The sequence below is a fragment of the Curtobacterium sp. 458 genome, assembly GCF_030406605.1.
In the GTDB taxonomy this organism is placed as follows: Bacteria; Actinomycetota; Actinomycetes; order Actinomycetales; family Microbacteriaceae; genus Curtobacterium.
The window spans coordinates 62,860-87,754 of the sequence record NZ_CP129104.1; the positions used below are offsets into that span (position 1 = coordinate 62,860).

The 24,895-nt window shown below is 72.7% G+C and carries 16 protein-coding genes and 1 tRNA gene; 7 read left to right on the top strand and 10 right to left on the bottom strand.

Translation table 11 applies throughout. From position 1 onward, the window contains the following. Positions 1-61: 61 nt before the first annotated feature. From QPJ90_RS00280 to QPJ90_RS00290, 3 genes are all read right to left on the bottom strand, one after another. Positions 62-138: transfer RNA gene (locus tag QPJ90_RS00280), tRNA-Met, on the bottom strand. 63 nt (positions 139-201) lie between these two features. Beyond that, positions 202-3,219 (bottom strand): UPF0182 family protein, encoded by a 3,018-nt coding sequence (locus QPJ90_RS00285; RefSeq protein ID WP_290132479.1) that lies wholly within the window; start codon positions 3,217-3,219, stop codon positions 202-204. 253 nt (positions 3,220-3,472) lie between these two features. Next, positions 3,473-4,582: a S16 family serine protease gene (locus tag QPJ90_RS00290; RefSeq protein WP_290132480.1), complete on the bottom strand. Its 1,110-nt coding sequence runs from the start codon at positions 4,580-4,582 to the stop codon at positions 3,473-3,475. Between the two features lie 104 nt (positions 4,583-4,686). Between QPJ90_RS00290 and QPJ90_RS00295 the strand changes: the two genes are divergently transcribed. Further along, entirely contained in the window at positions 4,687-6,129 is a 1,443-nt protein-coding gene (locus QPJ90_RS00295; protein ID WP_290132481.1) for a zinc-dependent metalloprotease, read from the top strand. 855 nt (positions 6,130-6,984) lie between these two features. On the opposite strand, the gene QPJ90_RS00300 is transcribed toward QPJ90_RS00295, so the two are convergent. Beyond that, on the bottom strand, positions 6,985-8,751 hold the full coding sequence (locus tag QPJ90_RS00300; RefSeq protein WP_290132482.1) for an ATP-dependent helicase: 1,767 nt from the start codon (positions 8,749-8,751) through the stop codon (positions 6,985-6,987). Further along, the gene (gene nudC, locus QPJ90_RS00305; protein WP_290132483.1) at positions 8,748-9,683 is read right to left on the bottom strand and encodes an NAD(+) diphosphatase; all 936 of its coding nucleotides are present in this window, start codon (positions 9,681-9,683) and stop codon (positions 8,748-8,750) included. Before nudC ends, QPJ90_RS00300 begins: the two co-directional genes overlap by 4 nt. Before the next feature lie 95 nt (positions 9,684-9,778). On the opposite strand from nudC, the gene QPJ90_RS00310 reads away from it, so the two are divergent. Beyond that, positions 9,779-10,777, top strand: a complete 999-nt coding sequence (locus QPJ90_RS00310) for a phosphotransferase (RefSeq protein ID WP_290132484.1) — start codon at positions 9,779-9,781, stop codon at positions 10,775-10,777. 279 nt (positions 10,778-11,056) lie between these two features. Here QPJ90_RS00310 and QPJ90_RS00315 read toward each other — a convergent pair whose 3' ends face one another. Continuing rightward, positions 11,057-14,272, bottom strand: coding sequence for an ATP-dependent DNA helicase (locus QPJ90_RS00315; protein WP_290132485.1), 3,216 nt, complete (start codon positions 14,270-14,272; stop codon positions 11,057-11,059). Further along, on the bottom strand, positions 14,269-17,424 hold the full coding sequence (locus QPJ90_RS00320) for a UrvD/REP family ATP-dependent DNA helicase (protein ID WP_290132486.1): 3,156 nt from the start codon (positions 17,422-17,424) through the stop codon (positions 14,269-14,271). Before QPJ90_RS00320 ends, QPJ90_RS00315 begins: the two co-directional genes overlap by 4 nt. A gap of 130 nt (positions 17,425-17,554) precedes the next feature. Between QPJ90_RS00320 and QPJ90_RS00325 the strand changes: the two genes are divergently transcribed. Then, on the top strand, positions 17,555-17,779 hold the full coding sequence (locus QPJ90_RS00325) for a DUF3107 domain-containing protein (protein ID WP_290132487.1): 225 nt from the start codon (positions 17,555-17,557) through the stop codon (positions 17,777-17,779). A gap of 1 nt (position 17,780) precedes the next feature. Then, positions 17,781-18,077 carry a hypothetical protein gene (locus tag QPJ90_RS00330; RefSeq protein WP_290132488.1) on the top strand — a complete coding sequence of 99 codons (297 nt, stop codon included), beginning with the start codon at positions 17,781-17,783 and terminating at the stop codon, positions 18,075-18,077. 71 nt (positions 18,078-18,148) lie between these two features. Here QPJ90_RS00330 and QPJ90_RS00335 read toward each other — a convergent pair whose 3' ends face one another. Beyond that, positions 18,149-18,862 carry a ferritin-like fold-containing protein gene (locus QPJ90_RS00335; RefSeq protein ID WP_290132489.1) on the bottom strand — a complete coding sequence of 238 codons (714 nt, stop codon included), beginning with the start codon at positions 18,860-18,862 and terminating at the stop codon, positions 18,149-18,151. Between the two features lie 84 nt (positions 18,863-18,946). Between QPJ90_RS00335 and QPJ90_RS00340 the strand changes: the two genes are divergently transcribed. Further along, positions 18,947-20,449 carry a DEAD/DEAH box helicase gene (locus tag QPJ90_RS00340; RefSeq protein WP_290132490.1) on the top strand — a complete coding sequence of 501 codons (1,503 nt, stop codon included), beginning with the start codon at positions 18,947-18,949 and terminating at the stop codon, positions 20,447-20,449. 88 nt (positions 20,450-20,537) lie between these two features. Here QPJ90_RS00340 and QPJ90_RS00345 read toward each other — a convergent pair whose 3' ends face one another. Then, positions 20,538-21,410: a PHP domain-containing protein gene (locus QPJ90_RS00345; RefSeq protein WP_290132491.1), complete on the bottom strand. Its 873-nt coding sequence runs from the start codon at positions 21,408-21,410 to the stop codon at positions 20,538-20,540. Between the two features lie 70 nt (positions 21,411-21,480). Between QPJ90_RS00345 and QPJ90_RS00350 the strand changes: the two genes are divergently transcribed. Both QPJ90_RS00350 and QPJ90_RS00355 read left to right on the top strand, forming a co-directional pair. After that, positions 21,481-22,965, top strand: a complete 1,485-nt coding sequence (locus tag QPJ90_RS00350; RefSeq protein WP_290132492.1) for an aminopeptidase P family protein — start codon at positions 21,481-21,483, stop codon at positions 22,963-22,965. 9 nt (positions 22,966-22,974) lie between these two features. Next, positions 22,975-23,457 carry a GNAT family N-acetyltransferase gene (locus QPJ90_RS00355; protein ID WP_290132493.1) on the top strand — a complete coding sequence of 161 codons (483 nt, stop codon included), beginning with the start codon at positions 22,975-22,977 and terminating at the stop codon, positions 23,455-23,457. Positions 23,458-23,864: 407 nt separating this feature from the next. Here QPJ90_RS00355 and QPJ90_RS00360 read toward each other — a convergent pair whose 3' ends face one another. Continuing rightward, positions 23,865-24,884 (bottom strand): general stress protein, encoded by a 1,020-nt coding sequence (locus QPJ90_RS00360; RefSeq protein ID WP_290132494.1) that lies wholly within the window; start codon positions 24,882-24,884, stop codon positions 23,865-23,867. Positions 24,885-24,895 lie beyond the last annotated feature (11 nt).

The window sequence follows — 24,895 nt, forward strand, 5'->3', positions numbered from 1 at the left end:
AACCGTCAGCCAGGAACGCCGAAGGCCCCGGTCCATCGGACCGGGGCCTTCGTGTGACGCTTGGTTGCGGGGGCAGGATTTGAACCTACGACCTCTGGGTTATGAGCCCAGCGAGCTACCGAACTGCTCCACCCCGCGGCACATCCAATAGCCTAGCGGGGCCCGTGGCGGGGTGCAAATCGAGCGCCCCGCCACGGCGTGTCAGTTGCCGCCCTCGGCCTTCGTCGCGGCCTCGATCGCGTCCTGCAGTCGCTGGTCCGCCTCGGCAGCGGCCACGAGGTCGTTGTTCGCGTACGCCTCTTGACGGTCGGACAGCGCCTGCTTCGCCTCGTCGAGGGCCTTCTGCAGCGCCGCGTTGTCCGTGCTGCCCGACCCGGACGAACCGGAGTCCGTCGAGCCCGAACCGGTCGATCCGGAGTCGGACGAACCGGAGTCCGAGGACCCCGAGTCGGACGAACCGGACCCAGAACCCGAGTCCGACGAGCCGTCCGAGACACCCTGGTCACCCGCATTCGCTCCGGAGTTGCCACCGAAGAGCGTGTCGAGCGCCTGGTCGAGGGTGTCCTCGAACGCGATCTTGTCACCGAAGGCCACGAGGACCTTCTGCAGCAGCGGGTACGAACCGCTCGACGTCGACTGGACGTACACGGGCTGGACGTAGAGGAAGCCGCCGCCGACCGGGAGCGTCAGCAGGTTGCCCTGCTTCACGGTCGAGTTGCCCCGCTTCAGGATGTTCAGCTCCTGCGACACGTTCGTGTCCGAGTTGAAGAGGTTCTGCACCTGCAGCGGACCGGGGATGTTGTCGGTCTTCGGCATGGTCAGCAGCGTGAGCTTGCCGTACCCGGACGCCTTCTTGCCCTTGCCCGCTCCGCCGGCGTCCGAGTCGACCGCGAGGTACCCGGTCAGGACGTTCCGGCTGTCCGCACCACGACCCGACTGCTGCGGGATGTACGTGGTGTAGAGCGAGTACTTCGTCTCGGACCCGGGCACCTTCATCGTCAGGTAGTACGGGTCCTGCAGGTCGTCGGCGTTGGTCGTCGTCGTGCTCTGCACACCGAGACCGTTCGTCGTCGTGTTCGTGATCGCCGACGAGTCGGAGGACGACGAGTCGCTGTTCGCCTCCTTGGTGGGCTCCTGCGGCGTCTGCCAGGCGTCGTCACCCGAGTAGAACGAGTTCGCGTCCGTGACGTGGTAGGTCGCGAGGATCGACCGCTGGACCTTGAACAGGTCGGTCGGGTAGCGCACGTGGTCGAGCAGTTCGGCGCTCATGGACGACACGGGCTCGAGCGACGTCGGGAAGATCTTCTGCCACGTCTTGAGCAGCGGGTCCGAGGTGTCCCACGCGTAGAGCGTCACCTTGCCGGTGTACGCGTCGACCGTCGCCTTCACCGAGTTCCGGATGTAGTTGACCTGGTCGGTGCTGTAGGCCGACGACTCGGCCCCGCTGATGCTCGCCTGCAGGCTCGCGCTCTGCGAGTACGGGTACGCGTTCGTGGTGGTGTAGCCGTCGACGATCCACACGATGCGGTGGTCGACGATGGCCGGGTACGCGTCCTGGTCGGTCTGCAGGTACGGCGCGACCTTCTGGACGCGCTGCACGGGGTTCCGGTCGTACAGGATCTGCGAGTCGGCGTTCACCCGCTGGGACAGCAGGATCTGCTCGGACTGGAACTTCGCCGCGTAGACGAGGCGGTTGAAGAAGTTGCCGATGCTCGGTCCGCCGTTCGCGGCGTACGTCGTCGTGGCGTTGCCGCCACTGTTCGCGTCGTCGCTCTCCTCGGACCCGGACGGGTAGTCGAGCTCGATGTTCTTGGAGCCCTTCGGCGCACCGACGATCGAGTACTGCGGCGAGTTCTCACCGAAGTAGACGCGCTGCTGGAAGTCGCCGAGCGCTCCGCTCGAGGGGATCCCCGACTCGAGGAACACCGGCTTGCCGTCGCTCGCACGCTGGTTGCCGTACGCCGCAGCCACACCGTAGCCGTGCGTGTACACGAAGGTGCGGTTGTACTGCGTGTTCGTCTTGGCGCTGAGCCCGTCGAGGTTGATGTCGCGCACGGCGATCACGGTGTCCTCGGTCTGGCCCTTGATGTCGTAACGGTCGACGTCGAGGGTGTCGGGGAACTTGTAGTACTGCCGGTACTGCTGGAGCTGGCTGAAGGTGTCCGAGACGATCTTCGGGTCGATCAGACGGATGTTCGCCGTCGTCTGGGCGTCGGAGGCCAGCGCGCCCGAGGACGCGCTCGTCTTCGCGTCGTAGTTCTGCTCCTGCGTGGTGGCGACCCCGTAGGCGTCCCGCGTCGCGTCGATGTTCCGCTGGATGTACGACGACTCGTACGAGCCCTCGGACGGCTTCACCTGCAGACGCTGGACGATCCAGGGGTAGATGCCGCCGACCACGATCGCGGCGACCAGGAGCAGCCCGGTCCCGACGATCGAGATGCGCCAGCGCCCGATGACCGCGGTCACGATGAAGAGGACCGCGACGATCGCCGCGATGCCCGCCATGATCTCGCGGCCGGGGATGACCGCGTTGACGTCGGTGTACTGCGCACCGGTGATGAGCGAGTTGTTCTTCGCGAGGGTCGCGTACTGGTCGAGCCAGAGACTGACCGCCTGGAGCGCGATGTACACGGCGGCCGTGACCGCCAGCTGGACGCGGGCGGCGCGGGAGATGCGGACCTCACGCCCGCCGAAGCGCATGGCGCCGTAGAGGTAGAGGGCAGCGAGCGCCGCGAGCCCGGCGATGAGCACGACCGCCGAGGAGTAGGCCACGATCGACCGCCAGAACGGCAGCTCGAAGACGTAGAACCCGATGTCGAGGCCGAACTGCGGGTCCTTCTTGCCGAACGGGGTCCGGTTGAAGTACTCGAGCACCATGCTCCAGCGCCCGGACGTCGAGAGCCCCGCGAAGACGCCGAGGACGACCGGGATGCCGATCATGACCGCGCGCCGGAGCGGCTCGATGACCTGCTGGTAGCGGTCGAGCTGCGAGTTGAGCTTCGCGTAGACCGGCCGGAACCGGAACGCGAGCGCGATGCTGAGGTACACCGGGACCGCCATGCCGAGGAACCCGGCGACGAACATCAGCGTGCCGGCGATCCACCGTGTGGTGAGGACCTGCTGGAACCCGAGCTGCGCGAACCACGCGTAGTCGGTGTAGAGGCTGGCGAAGATGAAGAAGGCGATCACCAGTGCCGCCAGCACGATGATCGTGACCACGATGGGGACCCGCGGCGAGCGCCGCCCAGAGGAGGATGGACCCGAGGTGGACGAGGTGGTCGTCACTTGATGTGCTCCAGACGTGTCGGACCGGCGGGCCCGGCGCGGCGGGCCGTCAGTGCGTCGATCCTATTGGTCGCGACCGACAGTGAAACTGTACGGGGACTCAGGAAGGCGACCCGCGCCTCCCGGCAGACCGCCTGGAGGCGCGGATCGCGACGTGCGCGCACGTCGCGTGGACGGTGTGGCCGGTCTAGGACGTGCAGCGCGCGAGCCCCGCGGTGCTCTTCCCCGCCGCGATGGTCTGCAGGTCGGTGACCGCCTGGTCGAGCGTGCCGACCTTGTAGACGTCGAGCCCGTCCGGCACGTGCCCCACGACCTCGTCGCAGTTGTCCGCCGGAGCGAGGAAGATCGTCGCGCCCGCGTCCTTCGCGCCGTACATCTTCTGGCGGATGCCGCCGATCGGCCCGACCTGCCCCTGCGCCGTGATCGTTCCGGTACCGGCGACGTGCTTGCCGCCGTTGAGCTTGCCGGGGGTGATCTCGTCGATGATCCCGAGCGCGAACATCATGCCGGCCGAGGGGCCGCCGACGTCCTGCAGGGTGATCTTCACGTCGAACGGGAAGTCGTAGCGCTCGACGACGCCGACGCCCAGGAGCGCGGTGCCGTCCTGCTCGCGCGGCGTGACCCGGACCTGGCGTTCCGTCCCGTCGCGTTCGATGGTGACCGTCGCCGGGCTGCTCGTCCCGTGCTTCGCCACGGCGGCACGGAGGCTCGACGCGTCGACGTCCTCGGTGAGCTGCGTGCCGTCGAAGGCGCGGATGACGTCGCCCTTCTCGATCGTGCCGTCGGCCGCCGACCCCTTCTGGACGGTCCCGACCTCGAGTTCGGTCGGCACCGGGATGTCCTGCTGGACGAGGGCTGCGGCGACGGCGGACTGCTGCGACTGCTGCATGTCGGCGGTGTCCTGCTGGCTGATCTGCTCGTTCGTGGTGCCGGGCGGGTAGATCTGCGACGCGGGGACCACGGCCTGGGACTTCGTGAACAGCGCGCGGATGACGCTCGTCCAGCTCGGCCGGTGCGTGGCGTCGCCCTGGACGCCGACGGTCAGCATGTCGAGCGCACCGGACGTCGGGTAGGTCTTCCGCCCGGAGATCTGGATGAGCTCGACCTCCTTCGCGTCCTTGCCCTGGCCCTGCTCCTGCGTGCCGATGGTGTTGTAGACCGGACCGGGCACCTCGATGAGGTACGGGCTCGGCAGGAAGCTGGCGAGGAGGCCGAGCACGACGGCGCCGATGACGAACGCCCAACCGAGCGTCCGGGCACGCGATCGACGACGGGGCTCGGGGGCGAAGAGCGTCACGCAGGGTCCTTCCACGGGGGTGTTCGCCCTCGGCGCAGCGGTTCGGGCGTTCCCACGGGAGCGTCCCAGGTCGGTGCCCGTGAGCAGCGGTTAGCGTAGTCGGCATGCCTGATGAACCGCAGCCGGGGCCGGACGACGACTTCCAGGAGATGCTGCGCAAGCTGCTGTCCGGGGAGGGCCAGATCGACCCGTCGCAGCTCGCCGGTGCGGCCGGGCTCCCCGACGACCCGGCGTTCGTGGCCAACCTGATGAGCCAGCTCCAGCGGGCCGCGCAGTCGGGTGGCGACGGCATCGACTTCTCGGTCACCGCCGAGCGTGCGACGGCGATCGCGCGGGAGGGCGGCCACGCGGTCGACCCCGCGACCTCGCAGGCGTCGGACCAGGCGTTCCAGGTCGCGGCGCTGTGGCTCGACGAGGTCACGACCGTCGCCGAGCTCACGGCCACCCCGAGCCTCTACACCCGCGAGCAGTGGGCGAAGGCCACCGCTCCGGTGTGGACGCAGATCGCGGAGCCGGTCGCCTCGAGCATCGCGAACGCCCTCACCGAGGCGATCGACCAGCGCGCGCCCGAGGAGCTCAAGGCCATGCTCGGCGACGTCTCGAAGGCGATGCGCGGCGTCGGCGGTGCCCTGTTCGCGATCCAGCTCGGGCAGGTCGTCGGACAGCTCTCGAAGGAGGTCGTCTCCGGCGGCGACGTCGGCGTCCCGCTGCTCGACGAGCAGGTCGCGGCGCTCCTCCCCCAGAACGTCGCGGAGTTCGCCGAGGGGCTCGACGTCCCCGAGGACGAGGTCCGCATCTGGTTGGCCGTCCGCGAACTCGCGCACGCCCGGCTCTTCCGCTCGGCCCGGTGGCTGCGACTGCACATCATCTCCTCGATCACCGACTACGCGAAGGGCATCCACATCCCCTTCGACCGCGTCGAGGAGCTCGCCGCCGACATCGACCCGACCGACCAGGAGCAGCTCCGCGACGCCCTCGCGTCCGGCGCGCTGATCCCCCCGCGGACGCCCGAGCAGGACGCCGCACTCGCCCGCCTCGAGACGATGCTCGCGCTCGTCGAGGGCTGGGTCGACACCGTCACCGCGGCAGCCACCGCCCGGCTCCCCCGCGCGGACGCGATCGCCGAGATGGTCCGGCGGCGTCGAGCGGCCGGCGGTCCGGCCGAGTCGGCGTTCGCCACGCTGGTGGGGCTCGAGCTCCGGCCGCGCCGTCTCCGCGAGGCCGCGGCGATGTGGCAGCGGGTCACCGACGAACTCGGCGCCGAGGGCCGGGACGCCCTGTGGTCGCACTTCGACGCGGTGCCGACGTCCGAGGACATCGACGCCCCGGACGCGCTCGTGCTCCGCCTGAAGAACCCGGGCTTCTCCGCGGAGGACGACGAGTTCGACAAGGCGTTGCAGGACCTCCTCGACGACAGCACCGGCAGCCGTCCGCACGAGGACGAGCAGGGCCGGGTCGCGGACACCGACGGCAGCGGGGAAGCCGACGGGAACGAGGGCGGCGCGGACGCCGACGGCGACGAGGGCAGCGCGGGGCCGAAGGCCTAGCGGCGCGGGTTCTCCACAGATCGCCACCGCCCGCCCCGAGCACGGCCCGGGTGCGCGACGGTGGGTGCATGGGCATCCGCATCGACCCGACGCTCGAGTTCGTGTGGCGTGATCCGGCGACCGTGCAGCTCGGGGTCGACCCGCCACGGGCCGTCGTCCCCGTGCCCACGACGGCCGAGGAGCGCTTCCTCTGCGCGCTGCGCCGTGAGACCGGCCGCGACGCGCTGACCGCGCTCGCCGACACGCTCGGCTGCCGACCGGAGGTCGCGGCGTCCGTGCTCGCGGCCGCCTCCCCCGCCGTCGTCGAGGTCCTGCCGCCGCCCTCGCCCCGCGTGCAGGTGCACGGGAAGGGGTCGCTGGCCGACGTGATCGCCGCACAACTCGCCGGCGAGGGCACGGAGGTGGTCCGGACGGAGCCCTCCCCGACCGCGCGCGACCGGCCGACCGCGGTCACGGAGCCCGACGACGTTCCGCTGGCGTTCGCCGTCGTCGTCGCCGACCACGTGGTCGACCCCGCGCTCCGGGCGTCGTGGACGCGGCGCGACGTCCCGCACCTGGCGGTGGTGGTGGGCGACGGCACGGTCCGGATCGGTCCGGTGGTGTCGGACGACGGCGGTCCGTGCCTGCAGTGCCTCGAGTACGCCCGTTCGGACGAGGACCCTGCGTGGCCCGCCGTCGCCGCGCAGGTGTGGGGGCGTCCTGCTGCCGCCCTCGGCCCCTGGCGCACGGCGGCGGTCGCGGTCGCCGCGGTGCGGGTCGTGCTCGGACGGCTGCCGAGTACGACCGTCGCCCGCGGTCGTCCCGGGGACGCGGACCGCCGGGACCAGCTCGTCCTCGACCGGTCCGACCTGGCGGTCACACGCCGCTCGGTGCCGCCCCATCCACGCTGTGCGTGTCGAGCGCTGCCAGGAACCGACTCGGCGCCCGGCTGCCCCCGCGCACCGAACCCTGCCGCGACCACGTCACCGTCACCGAGCGACGCGCTCGGGTGAGGCCCACGTAGAACAGGCGTCGTTCCTCGTCGACCTCGGTGTCGGTGGTGGCGTGCGAGATCGGCAGGAGCCCCTCGGCGGCGCCGACGATCACCACGTGCGGCCACTCCAGCCCCTTCGAGGAGTGCAGGGTCGCGAGCGTCACGGCGTCGAGCTCCGGCTCGTGGTGCGTGGCCGCGCGGTCGACGAGGTCCTGGGTGAACTGCTGCATCGTCGTGCCGGCGGGGGCGTCCTCGGCCAGACCCATGATCGCCTGCAGCGCCTCCCACTGCTCGCGCACCGCGCCGGTCCCCTCCGGCGGTGTCGGCGTCCAACCGCTGACCTGCAGCACGAGACCCACACGACGTGTCAGCTCGTCGTCGGTCTGCCGGACGGCCTCGCCCCGCATGTGGTGCACCGCGAGCTTCACCTCGGGTCGGTCGAAGAAGCGGGTGCCGCCCTGGACCCGGTACGGGATGCCCGCACGGCCGAGCGCCGACTCGAGTGCCGCCGACTGCGCGCCGACCCGGAAGAGCACCGCGACGTCACCGAAGGCCGCACCACCGGCGACGACGTCACCGATCGTCCGCGCGACGGTCTGCGCCTCGTCACCGTCGTGGACGCAGGCGACGACGGCCGGCTCCGGCCCGGGGGACGTGCTCTGGGCGACGAGGTCGAGCGCACCCGGCTGCCCGCGCATGAGCGTGTTGGCGGCGTGCACGACCTCGCGTGTCGAGCGGTAGTTCCGCTCGAGCCGCAGGACGGAACCACGCGGGAACTCCGACCCGAACCCGAGCAGGAACCCGCTCGACGCCCCCGCGAACGAGTAGATCGTCTGGCTCGCGTCGCCGACCACGCACACGTCGTCCCGGCCGCCGAGCCAGGCGCGGAGCAGTGCGTGCTGCACGGGCGAGACGTCCTGGTACTCGTCGACCACGAAGAAGCGGTACTGCTGCCGCACGTAGGACGCGACCCGGGGCTCCGACTCGACCATGCCGAGCGTCGCGAGCAGCACGTCCTCGAAGTCGAGCTGCCGACGGTCGTCCTTGAGCTGCTCGTAGGCGCGCATGAGGTCGACCACCCGCCGCGGGGTGGTGTCCCGCGGCATGGTGCGCTCGGCAGCGGCGGCCTCGTACTCGTCGAGCGTGAGCATCTGGACCTTGCGCCACTCGACCTCGGCGGCGAGGTCCCGCAGCACGGGGGTGTCGACGTGCAGTCCGACGGTGTCCGCGGCGTGCGCGATCACCCGCCCCTTCTTGTCGACGAGCCGCGGGGCGTGGCCGCCGACGGTGTCCGGCCAGAAGTAGCTGAGCTGGGCCATCGCCGCCGAGTGGAACGTGCGTGCCTGTACCGTCCCGGCGCCGAGCGCTCGGAGTCGCGACCGGAGCTCGCCGGCGGCCCGGGTGGTGAAGGTCAGGGCGAGGACGTGGTTCGGCGAGTAGGTGCCGGTCGCGACGCCGTACGCGATCCGGTGCGTGATCGCCCGCGTCTTGCCGGTACCGGCACCGGCGAGCACCGCGACGGGGCCGAGCAGCGTCCGGGCGACGGTGCGCTGCTCCGGGTCGAGGGCGGCGAGCAGCTCGTCCGGCGACGGCGACGCCGGACCGACGGCTGGGGCGTTCGGAGCCCGGTCCGCGCCGACTCCGCTCACGGCAGGTCCAGCGGCCCGCCGTACCACTCCTCGATGATGGCGCGGGCGATGGAGGTCCGACCGGGCAGCAGCAGGGTGTCACCGGCGCGCTCGCGGATCTCGTCGCGCGAGAACCACCGCACGTCGAGGATCTCCACGCCGTCCGGACGCGCCGTGGTCGGGTCGCCGTCGACCGCACGGGCGCGGAACCCGAGCATGAGGGACGCGGGGAACGGCCACGGCTGCGACCCGAGGTACTCGGGCTCCTCGACGCGGACGCCGGACTCCTCCCAGACCTCGCGGCGCACGGCGTCCTCGAGGGACTCCCCCGGTTCGACGAAACCCGCGAGCAGCGAGTAGCGGTCGGCGTCCCAGGCGGCGTTCGAGCCGAGCAGGATGCGGTCGTCCGCGTCCGTCACACCCACGATGATCGCCGCGTCGGTCCGCGGGAAGAGTTCGTGCCCCTCCGGGTCGCGGCGGACCCAGCCGCCCGTGGTGACCTCCGACGGGGACCCGGTGCGGGGTGAGAAGCCGTGCACGGCGTGCCAGTTCGCCATCGCGACCGCCTCGACCGCGAGGCCCTGGTCCCGCGCGGACAGCTCGGTGCCGAACATGCGCAGGCTCTCCCAGGCGTCCTCGTCCGGCTCGATCGTCCGTGCGGTGTCCGCGTCGACGAAGGCCGCGACGAACCGGGTGCCGGCCGGGGCATCGGCCGCGTCGGTGATCGCACGCCCGAGGTAGAGGGTCACGGTGTCCGCGGGGACGTCCGCCGCGGACACGAAGCGCAGCGTGCCGTCGGCGTTCCGGAGCATCTCGGCTCCACGCAGCGGCAGGTACCGGGTCGAGGGGTCCTCGCGCAGGACACGGTCGAGGTCGGGCGTGGTGCGGAACTCGGCATCGCGGTCGAGTTCGTTCCGGGACAGCGGCAGTCTGGCGGCGAACTCGACGGTCACGGCGGAGGGCTCCTCAGATCAGCGGCTTCGGCCGGGAGCGCCCGGGTCAGCGTGGCGCGCCCGGATGGCGACGACACGGACCTACCCTGATGGGCATGGCGGGATCCCAGTTCACTCTAGCCGCGTTGGCGACGACGGCCGTGCCCGGGCTCGTCGTCACGGGCACGCGCACGCTCGGCTCGGCGGCGTCCGGGGACTACGAGTCGGCGGTCCTCCGCGACGCCGACGGCACCGCGCTCGCGATCCGCCGACCACGCAACCAGCGCGCCGAGGCGCGGCAGTCCGCCGACCTCGTCGCGATCCGTGCGCTGAGCGCCGGGATCCGCACGCGCCTCCCGTTCGCGGTGGCCGAGTACCGCGGCCAGGCGCCGATCGGGTCGACCCGCGCCATCGTGACCACCTACGTGCCCGGCACGCACCCGACGCTGCGGTCGCTCGCGGACCGGCCCGACCTCGCCACCTCCGTCGGCCGCGCCGTCGCCGCCGTCCACCAGCTCCCCACGAGCTTCGTCACCGACGCCGGCCTGCCGTCGCTCACCCCCTTCGAGGTGCTGCGCTCCGCGGTCTCGGTGATGGACCGTGCGGTCGCCACGAAGCTCGTCCCGGCGGCGCTCAAGGAGCGCTGGGAGGGCGCGGCCCGCGACCAGCAGCTCTGGCAGTTCACGCCGACCGTCGTGCACGGCTCGTTCGGCACCGAGTCGGTGCTCGTCGAGGGCGACGCCGTGTCGGGTGTCCTCGGGTGGGGCGAGCTGCGGCTCGGCGACCCGGCGAAGGACCTCGCGTGGGTGCTCGCCGGTCGCGCGGAGGCGTTCGACACCGTCCTCAGCGCGTACGAGGCGAACGGTGGCGGCCGGGACCGCCAGCTCGCGCAGCGCGCTCGCGTGCACCACGAGCTCGAGACTGCGCAGTGGCTGCTGCACGGCGTGCAGGTCAAGAGCACCGAGGTCGTCGACGACGCGGTCGCGATGATGCATCGGCTGGTCGACGCGGTGCACGCACCGAGCGCGGCACCGCTGCAGTCGGTCTCGCCGGAGACGATGGAGATCGGCGAGGTCGAGCAGCTGCTGTCGTCGACCGAGCGTCGACACGGCTGACGCCACCGGTCGCGACTCCCCGCTCAACTCCGCCGGGCGGTCACGAACCGTCGCCGCGGACGCCCGGAACCGACGGGTCGTGACCACTCGCCACTCTGCACGCGGGGTGTCATGACCGGGGCTGGCGCGGGTGCCCGGCTTCCGCCGGGTGGTCGACGCGACCGCCTGGAGGCCCGGTGCCGGTCTGCGAGACGGGCACCGGGCCTCCAGGCGGTGCTGACAGACGCCGGGGTACCGACCCGTGCGCCGGTTCGGGTCGGCCTGCGCCGAGGGGCGGGGTCAGCCGATCGCGTCCTGCCACGCCCGCTCGAGACCGGCGCGGTCGAGGAGTCCGGTCGGTCGCACCTCGAGGTCGTCGGCCACGAAGTAGAACACCGCATCGACCTCGGCGAGCGGCCGCCCCGTGAACTCCGCGTAGGCGACGCGGTACAGCGCGAGCTGCAACTGCCGCTTCGCGAGGTCGTCGCGTCCGCTCGGCGCCTTGCCGGTCTTCCAGTCGACGACCTCCGCCCGCCCGTCGATCTCGTACACGGCGTCGAGCTTGCAGATCACGCTGTGCCCGAGGAACGGGATGTGGATCTCGCGCTCGACCTCGACCGGCGTCAGCTCAGCCCACCGCGAGCGCGCGAAGGTCTCCTGGAACGCCGCGAGCCGCCGGGCGTCGTCGTCGGTGACGGGTGCCGTCGCCGAGGCGTCCGGTAGGTCGTCCGTGTCGAGATCCGCCTCGCCTTCCCACAGGTCGAGCGTCTCCAGCGAGCCGCCCGCGCGCGCACGCTGCTCGACCCACTGGTGGAACAGCGTGCCGAGCCGGGTCGCGCGGTAGGGCCGCTCCGGCATGGGGCGTCGGAGCCGCTCGGCGACCCGGTCCGGCTCGGACAGGTAGTCCTTGAACCCGGAGGCGGGCACGCGGTGCGGCACCACCACGGCGTGCCGGGCGCTGCGGACCGCGGCCCGCTCGGCGAGCAGCAGGTCGATGTCCGCGGCGAACCGGCCGGCGGCACCGGGGTTCGCGTTCCGGACACGGTCGGCCGCGGCGTGCACCCGCGCCGCCCGCTGGCCGAACGGCACGTGCGGCCACGACTGGGTCGCACCGGACTCGCCCAGCGGGTCGTGTTCGTGGTGCGACTGCTCCGGAACGGCATCGGCCGCGATCACCCCGGCGTCCCGGAGGTCGACGAGGTACCGGCTCGGCGCGGTCGGCTTCACACCGCCGGACCAGAACGAGCCGGACACGAGCAGGTCGTGCTTCGCCCGGGTGAGCGCCACGTAGGTGAGGCGTCGCTCTTCGTCCTCGTTGCGGACCTGCATCTCGGCCTTGAACGCCTCGATCGCGTCGCGGACGTCCTTCTGGGTCTCCCGCCCGCGCCACGCCAACCGGGGCAGCTCGTCGGCGTCACCGCGGAACTCGTACGGCAGCCGGCCGAAGCCGATCCAACCCGAGGAGCCCTCCTGCGGCCGCGCGGGGAGGCCCCCCTCGACCATGCGCGGCACCGCGACGGCGTCCCACTCGAGGCCCTTCGACCCGTGGATCGTCAGGATCTGGACCGTCCCGGCCTCGGGTTCCTCCGACCGCGGTCCCATGTCGTCCCGTCGGGCGGCGGCGTCGATCCAGCCGAGGAACGCACCGAGGTCGGCACGGTCGTCGGTGGTGACGAAGCCGGCGAGCTCGTCGAGGAAGGCGTCGAGGAACGCCTGGCTGCCCTGCTCGTGGGCGGCGACCTCGACGTCGAGCCGCATCTCCTGCACGACGAGGGTCACGAAGTCGACGAGGTCCCCACGAGCACGCTGCCGCAGGGCCTGGAGCTGCTGACCGAGCGCGCGCATGCGTGACCGTCCGGCCGGCGAGATCCGGTCGAGGGCCCCGTGCTCGTCGGGCACGGTCGCCACGAAGTCGAGCGCGTCGACGACCGAGCCGTGCTCCCCCGCGGCGACCGACGCCCGGAACGCCGCGGTCAGGTCGTCGTCGAGCCGCTGCTGGGTGTGGTCGCGTCCGAACAGCCACTTCGCGAGGTCGTGCAGTGCGGCGATGTCCGCGGCGCCGACCCGCCACCGAGCACCCGCGAGCAACCGGATGAGGTCGTTGCCGGCCGCCGGGTCGTGCAGCACCCGGAGACACGCGACGAGGTCCACGATCTCCGGACGCTGCAGCAGCCCGCCGGTGCCGAGCACGTGGAACGGCACCCCGAGCTCGTCGAGCGCCCCGGTGAAGGCCGCGAGGTCCTTCCGGGCCCGGAGCAGCAGCGCCATCGACGCACGGGGATCCCGCCGCCGATGAGCACGGAACCACTGCGCCACCGACGCGGCTTCCTCCGGCAGGGTCTCGGCGAAGACGACCTCGACCGAACCGTCGTCGGCACCGGGTCGCGGGGAGAGCCGCTCGACCGCGACGTCCGAGGCCTCGGACAGCGGCGACACGACGGCGTTCGCGGCCGCGAGGACGTCGACCGGGTTGCGCCAGCTCGTCGACAGCGGGAAGGTCACCGGGGTCGGCTGGTCGTCACCGCCGAAGTCACGCGGGAACCGGCCGAGGTTCGCCGCGCTCGCGCCCCGGAAGCCGTAGATCGACTGGTGCGGGTCACCGACCGCCATCACCGGGTGCCCCCGGAACAGTCGTGCGAGGAACCGGGTCTGGACGACGGACGTGTCCTGGTACTCGTCGAGGAGCACCACGCCGAACCGGCTCCTGAGGTCGTCGACCACGCGGGGCGCCGACTCGGCCGCGGCGAGCGCCAGGGCGATCTGGTCGGAGAACTCGACGAACCCCCGGTCGACCTTCTGCCGACGGAACCGCTCGACGAGGTCGGCGAGGGGCTCCAGACCGCCGACCGCCGCCACGGCCTTCGCGACGTCGGCGTAGGGCTTGCCACGGTTGCCCGGCAGTTCCAGGACCTCCGCGAACTCGATCGCGAACCGCCGCAGCTGCTCGGGTTCGACGAGGTGCTCGGACGCTGCTCCGGCGAGGGCGACGACGGCCGCCGTGACGGTGTCGACGTCGCGGTCCAGGCCGGCGAGCCGGTCGTCCCGGGCGTCGACCACGACCCGGCGGGCGAGCTGCCAGGCGGAGGGCTCGGTGAGGACCTGCGACTCGCCGTCCCGGCCGACCAGGAGTGCGTTCTCGCGGAACACCGAGTTGGCGAAGGCGTTGTAGGTCGACACGGTCGGGGCCTCGAACGCGTCACCAGGGGTGATCAGGCCGACGTCCTCGAGGGCCCGGATGCGGTCGTTGATGCGTACCGAGAGCTCGCCCGCGGCCTTGCGGGTGAAGGTCAGGCCGAGGACCTCGTCGGGGCGGACCAGCCCGTTGGCGAGGAGCCACACGACCCGGGACGCCATGGTCTCGGTCTTGCCGCTGCCGGCCCCGGCGACGACGAGGGCGGGGGCGAGCGGCGACTCGATGACGGCGCGCTGCTGGGCGGTGGGACGGGGACGGCCGAGGGCGTCGGCGATCTCGTCGGCGCTGCGTGCGACAGCGACGGCGACCTGTTCCGTGCTCACCAGGTGACCTCCCCGACCACGTGGATCCGGCACTCGGCGCCGGTCCGGGACTGCTCGCAGTGGTCGTCCACGTTCGCGAGGAACGTCCGACCGGCCATCCCGCGGGCGACCCCGTGCAGGCGCTCCCGGTAGGCCTCACGCGCGTCGGGGTCGAACGCGTGCTGCGTCCGCTCCGAGTACGCGTGGGTGCTCCGGGCGTTCTGCACGAACACCAGCCGGGCGTCCGCCATCGGCGCACCCGCCGGGACGCCCTCGACGGCGCCGTCCTCGACCGCGAGCTGGTACGCGCCGAGCTGCGGGTGCTCCGGCATGTCGTTCTTCTCGCTGGGCATCGACCGACCGGTCTTGAGGTCGACCACGCTGATGCGTCCGTCGGCGTCGACCTCGATGCGGTCGATGCTGCCGCGCATCCGTGCCGGGCCGGTCACGAGGGAGAACGCGGTCTCGGCACCGAGGAGGCGCCGGCCGGCCGCGGCGAAGGTGCGGAGGTAGTCGCTCAGCCCCTCGATCATCCGGCGGGTGCGGGCGCGCTCGCGGTCGGCGATCCACGGGGACTCGAAGGTGAGCTCGCCCCAGCGGGACTCGACGTGCGCCCAGAGGGACTCGACGTCGACGCTCGTGGCGTGCTCCATGGCGTCGTGGACGATCGTGCCGATGCCCATCGCCGGGCTCGGGGCGCCGCCGCCGAACGTCTGCACGAACCAGTGCACCGGGCACTCCTCGAACGTGCCGATGCGCGACGGCGAGACGCTCACGGTCGGCGCGACCACCGGTCCGCCCTCGTACTCCGGCGCCGGCTCGGCGTCGAGGTCGACGAGCGGTGCGTCGGTCGTCGGTTCCGCCGTGCCGTACCAGTCGTCCGGGTCGGCGCCGGGGACCTCGGCCTCGGCCAGACGGGCGAGCGCGGACGCGGCTTCCGGGTCACCAGAGGCCACGACCCGTCGTCGGAGCGAACCGGCGAGACCGCGCAGCGACAGCGGGTGCACGGTCGCGGCGCGGTCCGGCGGCTCCGGGACGAGGCGGACGAACGGCGACGGGGACTCGTCGTCGTTCGCGACCGTGCCGATCACCACCTGGGTCGTCGCCCGGGACACCGCGCGGGCGAAGAGGCGGAGCTCGTCGGCGATCACCGCGGCGCGGTCGTCCACGGCCGAGCGCTCGGTGCCCTCGGCCGCGCGGACCATGCCGTCGGGGTCGAGCAGGCTGCCGCGCACCCGGGTGTTCGGCCACACGCCGTCCTGCAGCCCGAGGACCACCACCACGTCGCACTCGAGGCCGACGGTCGCCGACGGGGTGAGCACGCGCACCCGGCCGGCGGTCCGGTCGGGTCCGATGGAGTCCTCCGGGAGGTCCGCGTCGAGCAGGTCGTCGACGAACACCCGCGCTGGCGCGTCCGGCGTGCGCTCGACGAACCGCTTCGCTGCGGTGAAGAGCCCGACCACGGCGTCGAGGTGCCGGTCGGCCTCCCCCGCGCCCACGCCGCCGGCCTCGGACTGCGACCGCCAGACCTCCGCGAGACCGCTGCGCTCCCAGAGCCCCCAGAGGATCTCCTCGATGCTGGCGTCCGCCTCGGCGTCGGCGCGGGCCTGCACGAGGCTCTTCGCCAGCCGGGTGGCCCGCCGCGCGAACCCGGCGTCGATCGTCGCGAGGCGTTCCGGAGCGCCGAGCGCCTCGACGAGGAGCTCGTCGGCGGTGCGCGTGCCGTCACCCGCCAGTTCCTCGCGGCGGAGGGCGAGCCGCAGCCGCCGCATCGCGAGGGTGTCGAGGCCGCCGAGCGGCCCGGTCGCGAACGCGGTGGCGAGGTCCGCGTCGAGCGGGAGCACCCCGAGGGCGACGGCCGCCGCGTCGAGGAGTGACCGCGCTGCCGAGTCGTCGCGGACCCGCACGGGCGCTGCCCCCGCGGTCGCGGGCACCTCGGCCACGGACAGGGCCCGGACGAGCTCGGGGATCGCGGCGCCGCTGCGGGTCACGACGACCATCCGGTGCCAGGGCACGCCGTCGAGGAGCCGGTGCTCGCGGAGTCGCCGGGCGATCGCGACGACGAGCGCCGCACGGCTCGCGCCCTGCACGTGCACGACCGCGTCGGACCGGGCGTCGGCGACCGTGGCGACCGCGGAGCGCTGCCGACCGGCCGCCGCCGCGCCGATCCGTGCGGTGATGCCGGTGACGAGGGCCCGGACCGGTGCGGCGTGCCGGTGGACCGTCCCGAGGACGACCTGCTCGACGTCGGCGACGCCGAGCCGTGCGCCGAGCCGACCGAGCACGTCCGGCACGGCGCCGCGGAACGCGGACGCCGCGATGTCCGGGTCGCCGAAGGCCACGACCTGCACGCCCGAGCGGGCCAGCGCTCCGAGCAGCGCGATCTCGCCCTCGACGAGCTCCTGCGTGTCGTCGACCACGACGGTCCGGAGTGCGGCGACCGCCGGCGGGACCTGCCCGCGGAGGACGGCGGCGGTGGCGTACGCGACGAGCTCGGCGGCGTCGAGGCTGGTCGCGCGGAAGGCCGAGAGCGCGGCGCGGTACCCGTCGACGAAGTCCCCGACCGCGCGCCACTCCGGGTGGCCGGTCTCGTCGCCGAGTTCGCGCATCTCGTCCGGCTCGATCCCCGCGGCGACGGCGCGCATCATCACGTCGCGCAGTGCCGTGCGGAACCCGACGCGTTCGCGGACCACGGCCGTGATCGGCTCCGGCCAGTCCGGGCCCGTGCCGTCGGACTCGTGCCCGGCGAGGAGGTCGGCGATGATCCGGTCCTGCTCGCCGCCGGTGAGGAGCGTCGGGACCTCCTGCCCCTGTGCGACGGCGGCGTGCGTGACGACCTGGAACGCGAGGGAGTTCACCGTGCGGGCGAGGGCCCCGGGGACCACGCGGTCCACCGCGGTCGCCAGGCGGTCGCGCAGGGCCGTCGCGGCGGTGCGCGCCGAGGTGAGCGCGAGGACCGTGGCGTACCCGTCCGAGGAGATCGCGTCCGCTGCCCGGAGGCGCTGGGCGACGAACCGGGCCAGGGTCGTGGTCTTGCCGGTGCCCGGGGCGCCGATGACCGCGGCGTGCCGGTCCGGGGGCAGCGCGAGCACGGCGTCCTGGGCCGCGTCGGGGGCCAGCGCACGCGCGACGCCCGTGTCGTCGGGGGTGGGCGTGAGGGTGGTCCGGGGCACGCTCGTACGGTACCCACGACGGCCGACACCGCCGACGCCCGACACGGCGCCGTGGACCGTTCCGCGCGGGTGGTGTGCGCCCGCGGCGAACGGCCGGAGCAGCCGGGGACCGCCCCGCTACGCTGTGGTCGTGGACATCAAGATCGGCATCATGAACAGCCCGCGCGAGATCGCGTTCGAGAGCGCGCAGACCGCTGACCAGATCGAGCAGGCGGTGTCGGAGGCCCTCACGGCGAAGGCCACGCACGTCTCCCTGCAGGACGAGAAGGGCCGTCGCTTCATCGTGCCGGTCGCGTCGCTCGCGTACGTCGAGGTCGGCGCGGAAGAGGCTCGTCGCATCGGCTTCGTCGCCTGACGTGGAGCTGCTCTTCGCCGTGCTCGGCGGCCTGCTCGTCGGGGCCGTCGCGCACGTCGTGCTGCCGTGGCGCGCGAGCCGGGGCGTCCTGGTGGGTCCGGTCGTCGGCGGCGTCGCCTCGGCCGTGCTCTGGGAGGCCCTGACCTGGGCCGGGTGGCCGTACGACGGCGGCTGGATCTGGGTCGCGGCACTCGTCGGCGCGGCCGTCGCGGCGGCCGTGGTCGCGTGGGCGCTCGGCAGCCGTCGCCGGGCAGCCGACGACGCGTACTACGAGCGCGTCCGGGCGAACGGCGCCTGAACCGCTGAGCCGCGCCGCAGCCGACCGCTCCGCCGGCGAACTCAGCAGAGCCGCCGGCGCTCTTGTGCGACTCAGGCGGTGAGGCCGAGCGCGTCCATCCGCCGACTGTGCGCCGCGATGAGCTCCGTCCAGACCGGCTCGAGCCGCGACTGGTCCTCCCGGGCGTGCGACGCGAGCGCCGACCGCGCCACGAGCAGGGTGTCCCCGACGAGTCGCCGGCCCCACATCGCCAGTCGCGACCCCACGCGGGGATCGGCCTCGATGTGCGCGGTCAGCTCCTCCACGACCGCCGCCGCCTCACGTGCGTCGAACACCGTGCGGAGCCGCTGCCGGACGTCGATCGGGAGCGAGCGCAGCAGGTCGTCGAACAGGTCGTTGAGGATGCCGGCGGTGACGTAGCCGGTGAGCATCGACTCGTACCAGTCGGCACCGCTGGTCCGCTCGAGGAAGCGGTCGATCGCCTCGCGGTGCGGCGCCATGAGCTCGGCCGGGTCCTGCCCGTTCCGCTCGATCTCGGCGACGATGGTCCGGTGTCGCTCGAGCGCGGTCGTCGCGAGCACGCCCGTGACCAGCCGTCCGGAGAGCGTCGGCGCCGCTGCGCCTGCGCGGCCCATCGTCTCGTACATCGACAGCTGCAGGTACGCGGCCTGACCGAGGTAGACGTCGAGCTCGGGGCTGACGTCGTCCAGCCGGAGCCGCTCACCGGACGCCTTCTTCGGGTTGCGCGAGGCGAGCCAGGCGGCAGCCAGCCGCGCAGCACGTTTCCGGTTCCACCAAGAGACCACGCCAGCAGCATAGGGGTCCGGACCCGGGACCCCGGTCCGCGTCGGTAGACTGGTCGGGACTTCCACCAGGACTAAGGTGATTCTTTGACTTTCGCAGACCTCAACATCGAGCAGGACATCGTCGACGCGCTCGCGACGAAGGGCATCATCGAGCCCTTCCCGATCCAGCAGCAGACGATCCCGCTCGCCCTGACCGGGCAGGACATCATCGGTCAGGCCAAGACGGGCACCGGCAAGACCTTCGGCTTCGGCCTGCCGCTCATCCAGCGCCTCGGAGCCGCTCCGGAGCCGGGCGTGAAGGCCCTCGTCGTCGTCCCGACCCGCGAGCTCGCGGTCCAGGTGACCGAGGACCTCGAGCTGGCCACCTCGAACCGCCCGACGACCATCGTGTCGATCTACGGCGGCAAGGCGTACGAGGGCCAGATCGAGCAGCTCAAGGCCGGCGCGCAGATCGTCGTCGGCACCCCGGGCCGCCTCATCGACCTGCAGCGCCAGCGCCTCCTCGACCTCTCCCACGTGCAGGAGGTGGTCCTCGACGAGGCCGACCGGATGCTCGACCTCGGGTTCCTCTCGGACATCGAGCGCATCTTCCAGGCCGTCCCGGCCGTGCGGCACACGATGCTGTTCTCGGCGACGATGCCCGCCCCGATCGTCGCACTCGCCCGTCGCTTCATGTCGCGCCCGGTGCACATCCGCGCGACCGACCCGGACGAGGGCCTGACGCAGGCGAACATCAAGCACGTCATCTACCGCGCGCACTCGCTCGACAAGGACGAGGTCATCGCCCGCATCCTGCAGGCCGAGGGTCGCGGCAAGACCGTGATCTTCACGCGGACGAAGCGTGCCGCCGCGAAGCTCGTCGAAGAGCTGAAGGACCGCGGCTTCAACGCCGCTGCCGTCCACGGCGACCTCAACCAGGAGCAGCGCGAGCGTGCCATGGCCGCCTTCAAGGCCGGCAAGCGCGACGTCCTCATCGCGACCGACGTCGCGGCCCGCGGCATCGACGTCGACGACGTGACGCACGTCATCAACCACACGATCCCGGACGACCCCGACACCTACCTGCACCGTGCCGGCCGCACGGGTCGCGCCGGCAAGACCGGCATCGCGGTCACGTTCGTCGACTGGGACGACCTGCACAAGTGGACGCTCATCGACAAGGCGCTCCAGTTCGGCATCCCGGAGCCCGTCGAGACCTACTCGTCGTCCCCGCACCTCTTCGCCGACCTCGACATCCCCGCCGGCACCAAGGGCCGCCTCCCCGGTTCGTCGGCGCACGCCGCGTCGGCCGGCACCGGCGAGGGCAAGGGTGGCGACCGCCAGCGCGGCGGTCAGCAGGGCGAGGGGCGTTCCGGCGGCTCGCGGTCGCGTTCGCGCAGTCGCACCCGTTCGGGAGGCTCGGCACCGGCCACGACGGAGCCGTCCGACGCGCAGGCGCCCACCGCTCCCTCCGCGGACGGCGCGACCGTCGAGGCCGGTTCCGGTGACGGGGCCGCCAAGCGCCGCCGTCGGCGTCGTCGCCGCAGCGGTGCCGGCTCGTCCGAGGCGACCGCCTCGGCACCGCAGGCCGCCGGCGAGGGCGAGTAGCGCCTCCAGGCCGAAGGGTCCGTCGCTGACGCGACGGGCCCTTCGTCGTCCCCGCCCACCGGGGTCGGGAAGGGACCGGGTCGCCGGGTCAGGCCAGGCGGGCGCCCGGACCGGAGACGGGTGCGGAACCGGAGGCCTCGGCGACGATCGCGTCGAACGCAGCGCGGGACGTGCGGTGCTCACCGAGTCGGTTCGGCTTGCCGGTGCCGTGGTAGTCGCTCGACCCGGTGACGAACAGGTCGAAGCGCACCGCCCAGTCGAGCAGGGTGCGCTTGCCGTGGGAGACGTTCTCGCGGTGGTCGACCTCGAGGCCGCCGAGCCCCGCGCCGACGAGCGCGCGCAGCATCTCCTCGTCGATGACGATGCCTCGCGACGACGCTGCCGGGTGCGCGATGACCGGGACGCCGCCAGCACCGCGGATGAGCTCGACACCACGCAGGGGCGACGGAGCCTCGTGCGGTTCGTAGTACCCGGAGGCCGGGTGCAGGATGCCGCGGAACGCCGCGCTCCGGTCGGGTTCGAGGCCGCGGGCGACCAGGGCGTCCGCGATGTGCGGGCGTCCGATCGTCGCGCCCTCACTGGCCTGCGCGAGCACGTCGTCCCAGGTCAGCGGGTGGTCGGCGCCGATGCGCTCCACCATGCGGCGTGCGCGGGCCAGGCGGCCGTCGCGGATGCGGGTGGTCTCGGCGACGAGCGCGGGGTCGGTCGGGTCGACGAGGTACCCGAGCACGTGCACACTGCGGTACCCGATGCGGGTGCTGAGCTCGAGGCCGGGCAGGAGCGTGACCGGGAGCTCGCGGGCGGTCGCGATCGCCTCGTCCCAGCCGGCGGTGGTGTCGTGGTCCGTCAGTGCGACGCCGTCCAACCCGGCGGCTGCGGCGGCCCGGACGAGCTCGGCGGGGCGCTCGGTGCCGTCGGACACGCTCGAGTGCGTGTGCAGGTCGATGAACGGATCGGGCACGTCGCCAATGGTATCCACAGGTGAGCACGCGCACAGGCCGCGGTGGTCGGGACGGTGCGAGGATGGGTGCATGGCCGACACCACTCCCCGCGCGACGAGCAACCGTTCCACGACCCCCGGCTCCTCGACCTTCAAGGACTACATCGGGTCGCAGTGGGCCGAGCGCGAGCGCCCGCTCCCCGAACCCCGCGAGCAGGCCGCGCACGCCGCCGCACGTCGGGCACGCATCTCCGAGCTGCACCCCGGCCGCACGATCGTCGTGCCGGCCGGCCAGGCGAAGGTCCGCTCGAACGACTGCGACTACCCGTTCCGACCGCACTCCGCGTTCGCGCACCTCACCGGCTGGGGCTCCGACACGGTCGTCGGCTCCGTGCTCGTGATGACGCCGAACGGCTCCGGGCACGACACCACCCTGTACTTCCGGGCGACGGCGGGCCGCGACTCCGAAGAGTTCTACGCCAACCCGGAGATCGGCGAGTTCTGGGTCGGGCCGCGTCCGTCCCTGGCCGAGGTCGCAGCCGACCTCGGCGTCGCCACCGCCGACCTGGGCGACCTCGACGCGGTCGTCGACGGCCTCGACGCCACCGTGCTCGTGGTCCGCGACGCCGACACCGACCTGACCCGCTCCTTCGACGAGCGCCTCGGCAGCGCGGTCGGCGGCGCCCCCGAGCAGGACGGCGCCCCGGCGACGGACGACGTCCTCGCCCGCGACCTCTCGGAGCTCCGCCTGGTGAAGGACGCGTACGAGGTGCACGAGCTCCGCCAGGCCGTGGCGGCGACGAAGGCCGGGTTCGACGACGTCATCGCCGACTTCGACGCCGTGCTGGCGCACCCCCGCGGCGAGCGCATCGTCGAGGGCACCTTCAACCGCCGTGCCCGCGCGGACGGCAACACCGTCGGGTACGACACGATCGCGGCGTCCGGGCACCACGCCTGCATCCTGCACTGGACCCGGAACGACGGCGCCGTGCAGCCGGGCGACCTGATCCTCATCGACGCGGGGGTCGAGGTCGACTCGTTCTACACCGCCGACATCACCCGGACCCTGCCGGTGAGCGGCACCTTCACCGAGGTGCAGCGGATGGTCTACGAAGCCGTGCTCGAAGCGGCGGACGCGGCGTTCGCGATCGTCAAGCCGGGCATCACCTTCCGCCAGGTGCACGCCACCGCGATGGAGGTCATCGCCCGGAAGACCGCCGAGTGGGGCTTCCTGCCCGGCACTGCGGACGAGTCGTTGCAGCCCGAGAACCAGTTCCACCGCCGGTACATGGTGCACGGGACGAGCCACCACCTCGGACTCGACGTGCACGACTGCGCGAAGGCCCGCCGTGAGATGTACATCGACGGCGTCGTGCAGCCCGGCATGGTGTTCACGATCGAGCCCGGCCTGTACTTCCAGCAGGACGACCTGACGGTGCCGGAGGAGTTCCGCGGCATCGGTGTGCGCATCGAGGACGACATCCTCGTGACCGAGGACGGCGCCGAGAACCTGTCGATCGGGATCCCCCGGACCCCCTCGGAAGTGGAGGGGTGGATCGCCCGCTCCGGCCGCTAGCCTGAGCGGGTGACCACGCCCGAGCACACGCCGACGACGGACGACCTCGACATCGAGGTCGAGCACTTCGACTCCCCGGACGCCCAGCGCCTCCGTGCCGCGCAGCGCCTGGAGATCGACCGCGCCTACGGGCAGGACACCGAGCCGGGTGAGAAGCCCACGGCCGAGTCGATCGCGGTGTTCTTCGTCGCGCGGGACGCCTCGGGCACGCCGCTCGGCTGCGGTGGGCTGCGGGTCGTGCAGGACGGCATCACGGAGATCAAGCGGATGTACGTGCGGCCGGAGTCGCGCGGCGCCGGGGTGTCGACCGCGCTCCTCCGTCGCCTGGAAGAGGCAGCGCTCGACCTCGGTTCACCGGCGCTCGTGCTCGAGACGGGCACGGAGCAGAAGCGGTCGATCGGGTTCTACGAACGCGAGGGCTTCACGCGGATCGCGAACTTCGGCCCGTACGCGGGCGTGCCGACCTCCGTCTGCTACTCGAAGGTCCTCTGACCCCGGGCCGCGTCGGGCTGACTGGCGCCGCGTCCGCGACCGCGTCCTCGGTTGGTCGCACGACATGCCGCTCGACTCCGCGCGGGCCGACACTTCGCGCGACCGACACGTCCGGCGCGCGGCACGCCGTGCGACCAGCTCCGTGCCAACAGCGGGACGCCGACCCAGCGCAGGCCCGCGCCCGCGCCCCGCGGCTGGTCGCACGACATGCGGCTCGACTCCGGGCGGGCCGACACATCGCGCGACCGACATGTTCGGCGCACGGCACGTCGTGCGACCAGCGGCGTCGTCCCAGCGCCGTTCGGCGCACGGCACGTCGTGCGACCAGCGGCGCGTCGTCCCAGCGCCGTTCGGCGCACGGCACGTCGTGCGACCAGCGGCGGGTCGTCCCAGCGGCGGGGCACCCGTCAGGAGCGCGGAGACTCCTCGTCACCCGGACGTCGCTCCCCGTCGCCACGGCCCTGCTCCGGCGCCGATGAGGGCGCGGACGTGGGAGTCACCCGTTCGCCGAACTGGGGCTGCTCGTCGGGACGTGCCGCTTCGGCGGGGCGGTCGGCCCCGGCTGCCGGCGGCTGGTACCGGGGACCGTCGTTCGTGCCGTAGCGCGGGGGGCCGGCCGGAGCACTCGACGAGGCCCCGGGCTGCCCGGCGGCAGGACCGACCGGAGCGCCGGACGGCACCTCGCCGTACCGCGGGCCGTCGTTCGTGCCGTACCGCGGCGCTCCCGTCTGCGCGCCGGGGGCCGACGTACCGGACTGCTGCGTGCCTCCAGGCTGCTGGTGGGGCGTCGCGTGCCCGCCGTAGGGCGCCTGCTGCTGGCGCGGGTCAGGCCGCCACGGTTCCTGCTGCTGGCGCGGCTCGGGCCGCCAGGGCTCCTGCCGGTTCACCGGCGCACCCTGCGAGGACGAGGACGACGGCGAGTCCCAGTGGGTGGACTGCGTCGCACCGAACTGCCCGAGGATCTTCTGCGCCTGCCCGGTCAGCTGCGGGTCCACCACGATCTGGTAGTTCGTCGCGAGCACCTGGTGCACGCTCGTGAAGTCCCGCTGCCGCTTCGTGATCGCGAACGAGACGATGCCGTAGAGCATGCCGAACGCGGCGCCGATGATGGCCGCGGCGATGATGAGGCCGCCGGCGGTCGGCGAGAAGAGGGTGAGGACGATGCCGAAGAAGATGCCGAGCCAGAGGCCGGACAGCGCGCCCGCGATGGCGGCGCGGCCGTAGGTCATCTTGCCGGTGACGCGCTCGACGGTCTTGAGGTCGTTGCCGACGATCGCGATCTTGGCGACCGGGAAGTCCGACTCGGCGAGCTTCGCGACGACGCGCTGCGCCTCCGGGTAGCTGTCGTAGGTGCCGAGGACGTCGCCACGCGGCAGCGTCGGGAATGCCTGGGCCGTCCGGCCGCCGAAGGGGCTCTGATTGCTCACTCAGCCATCAT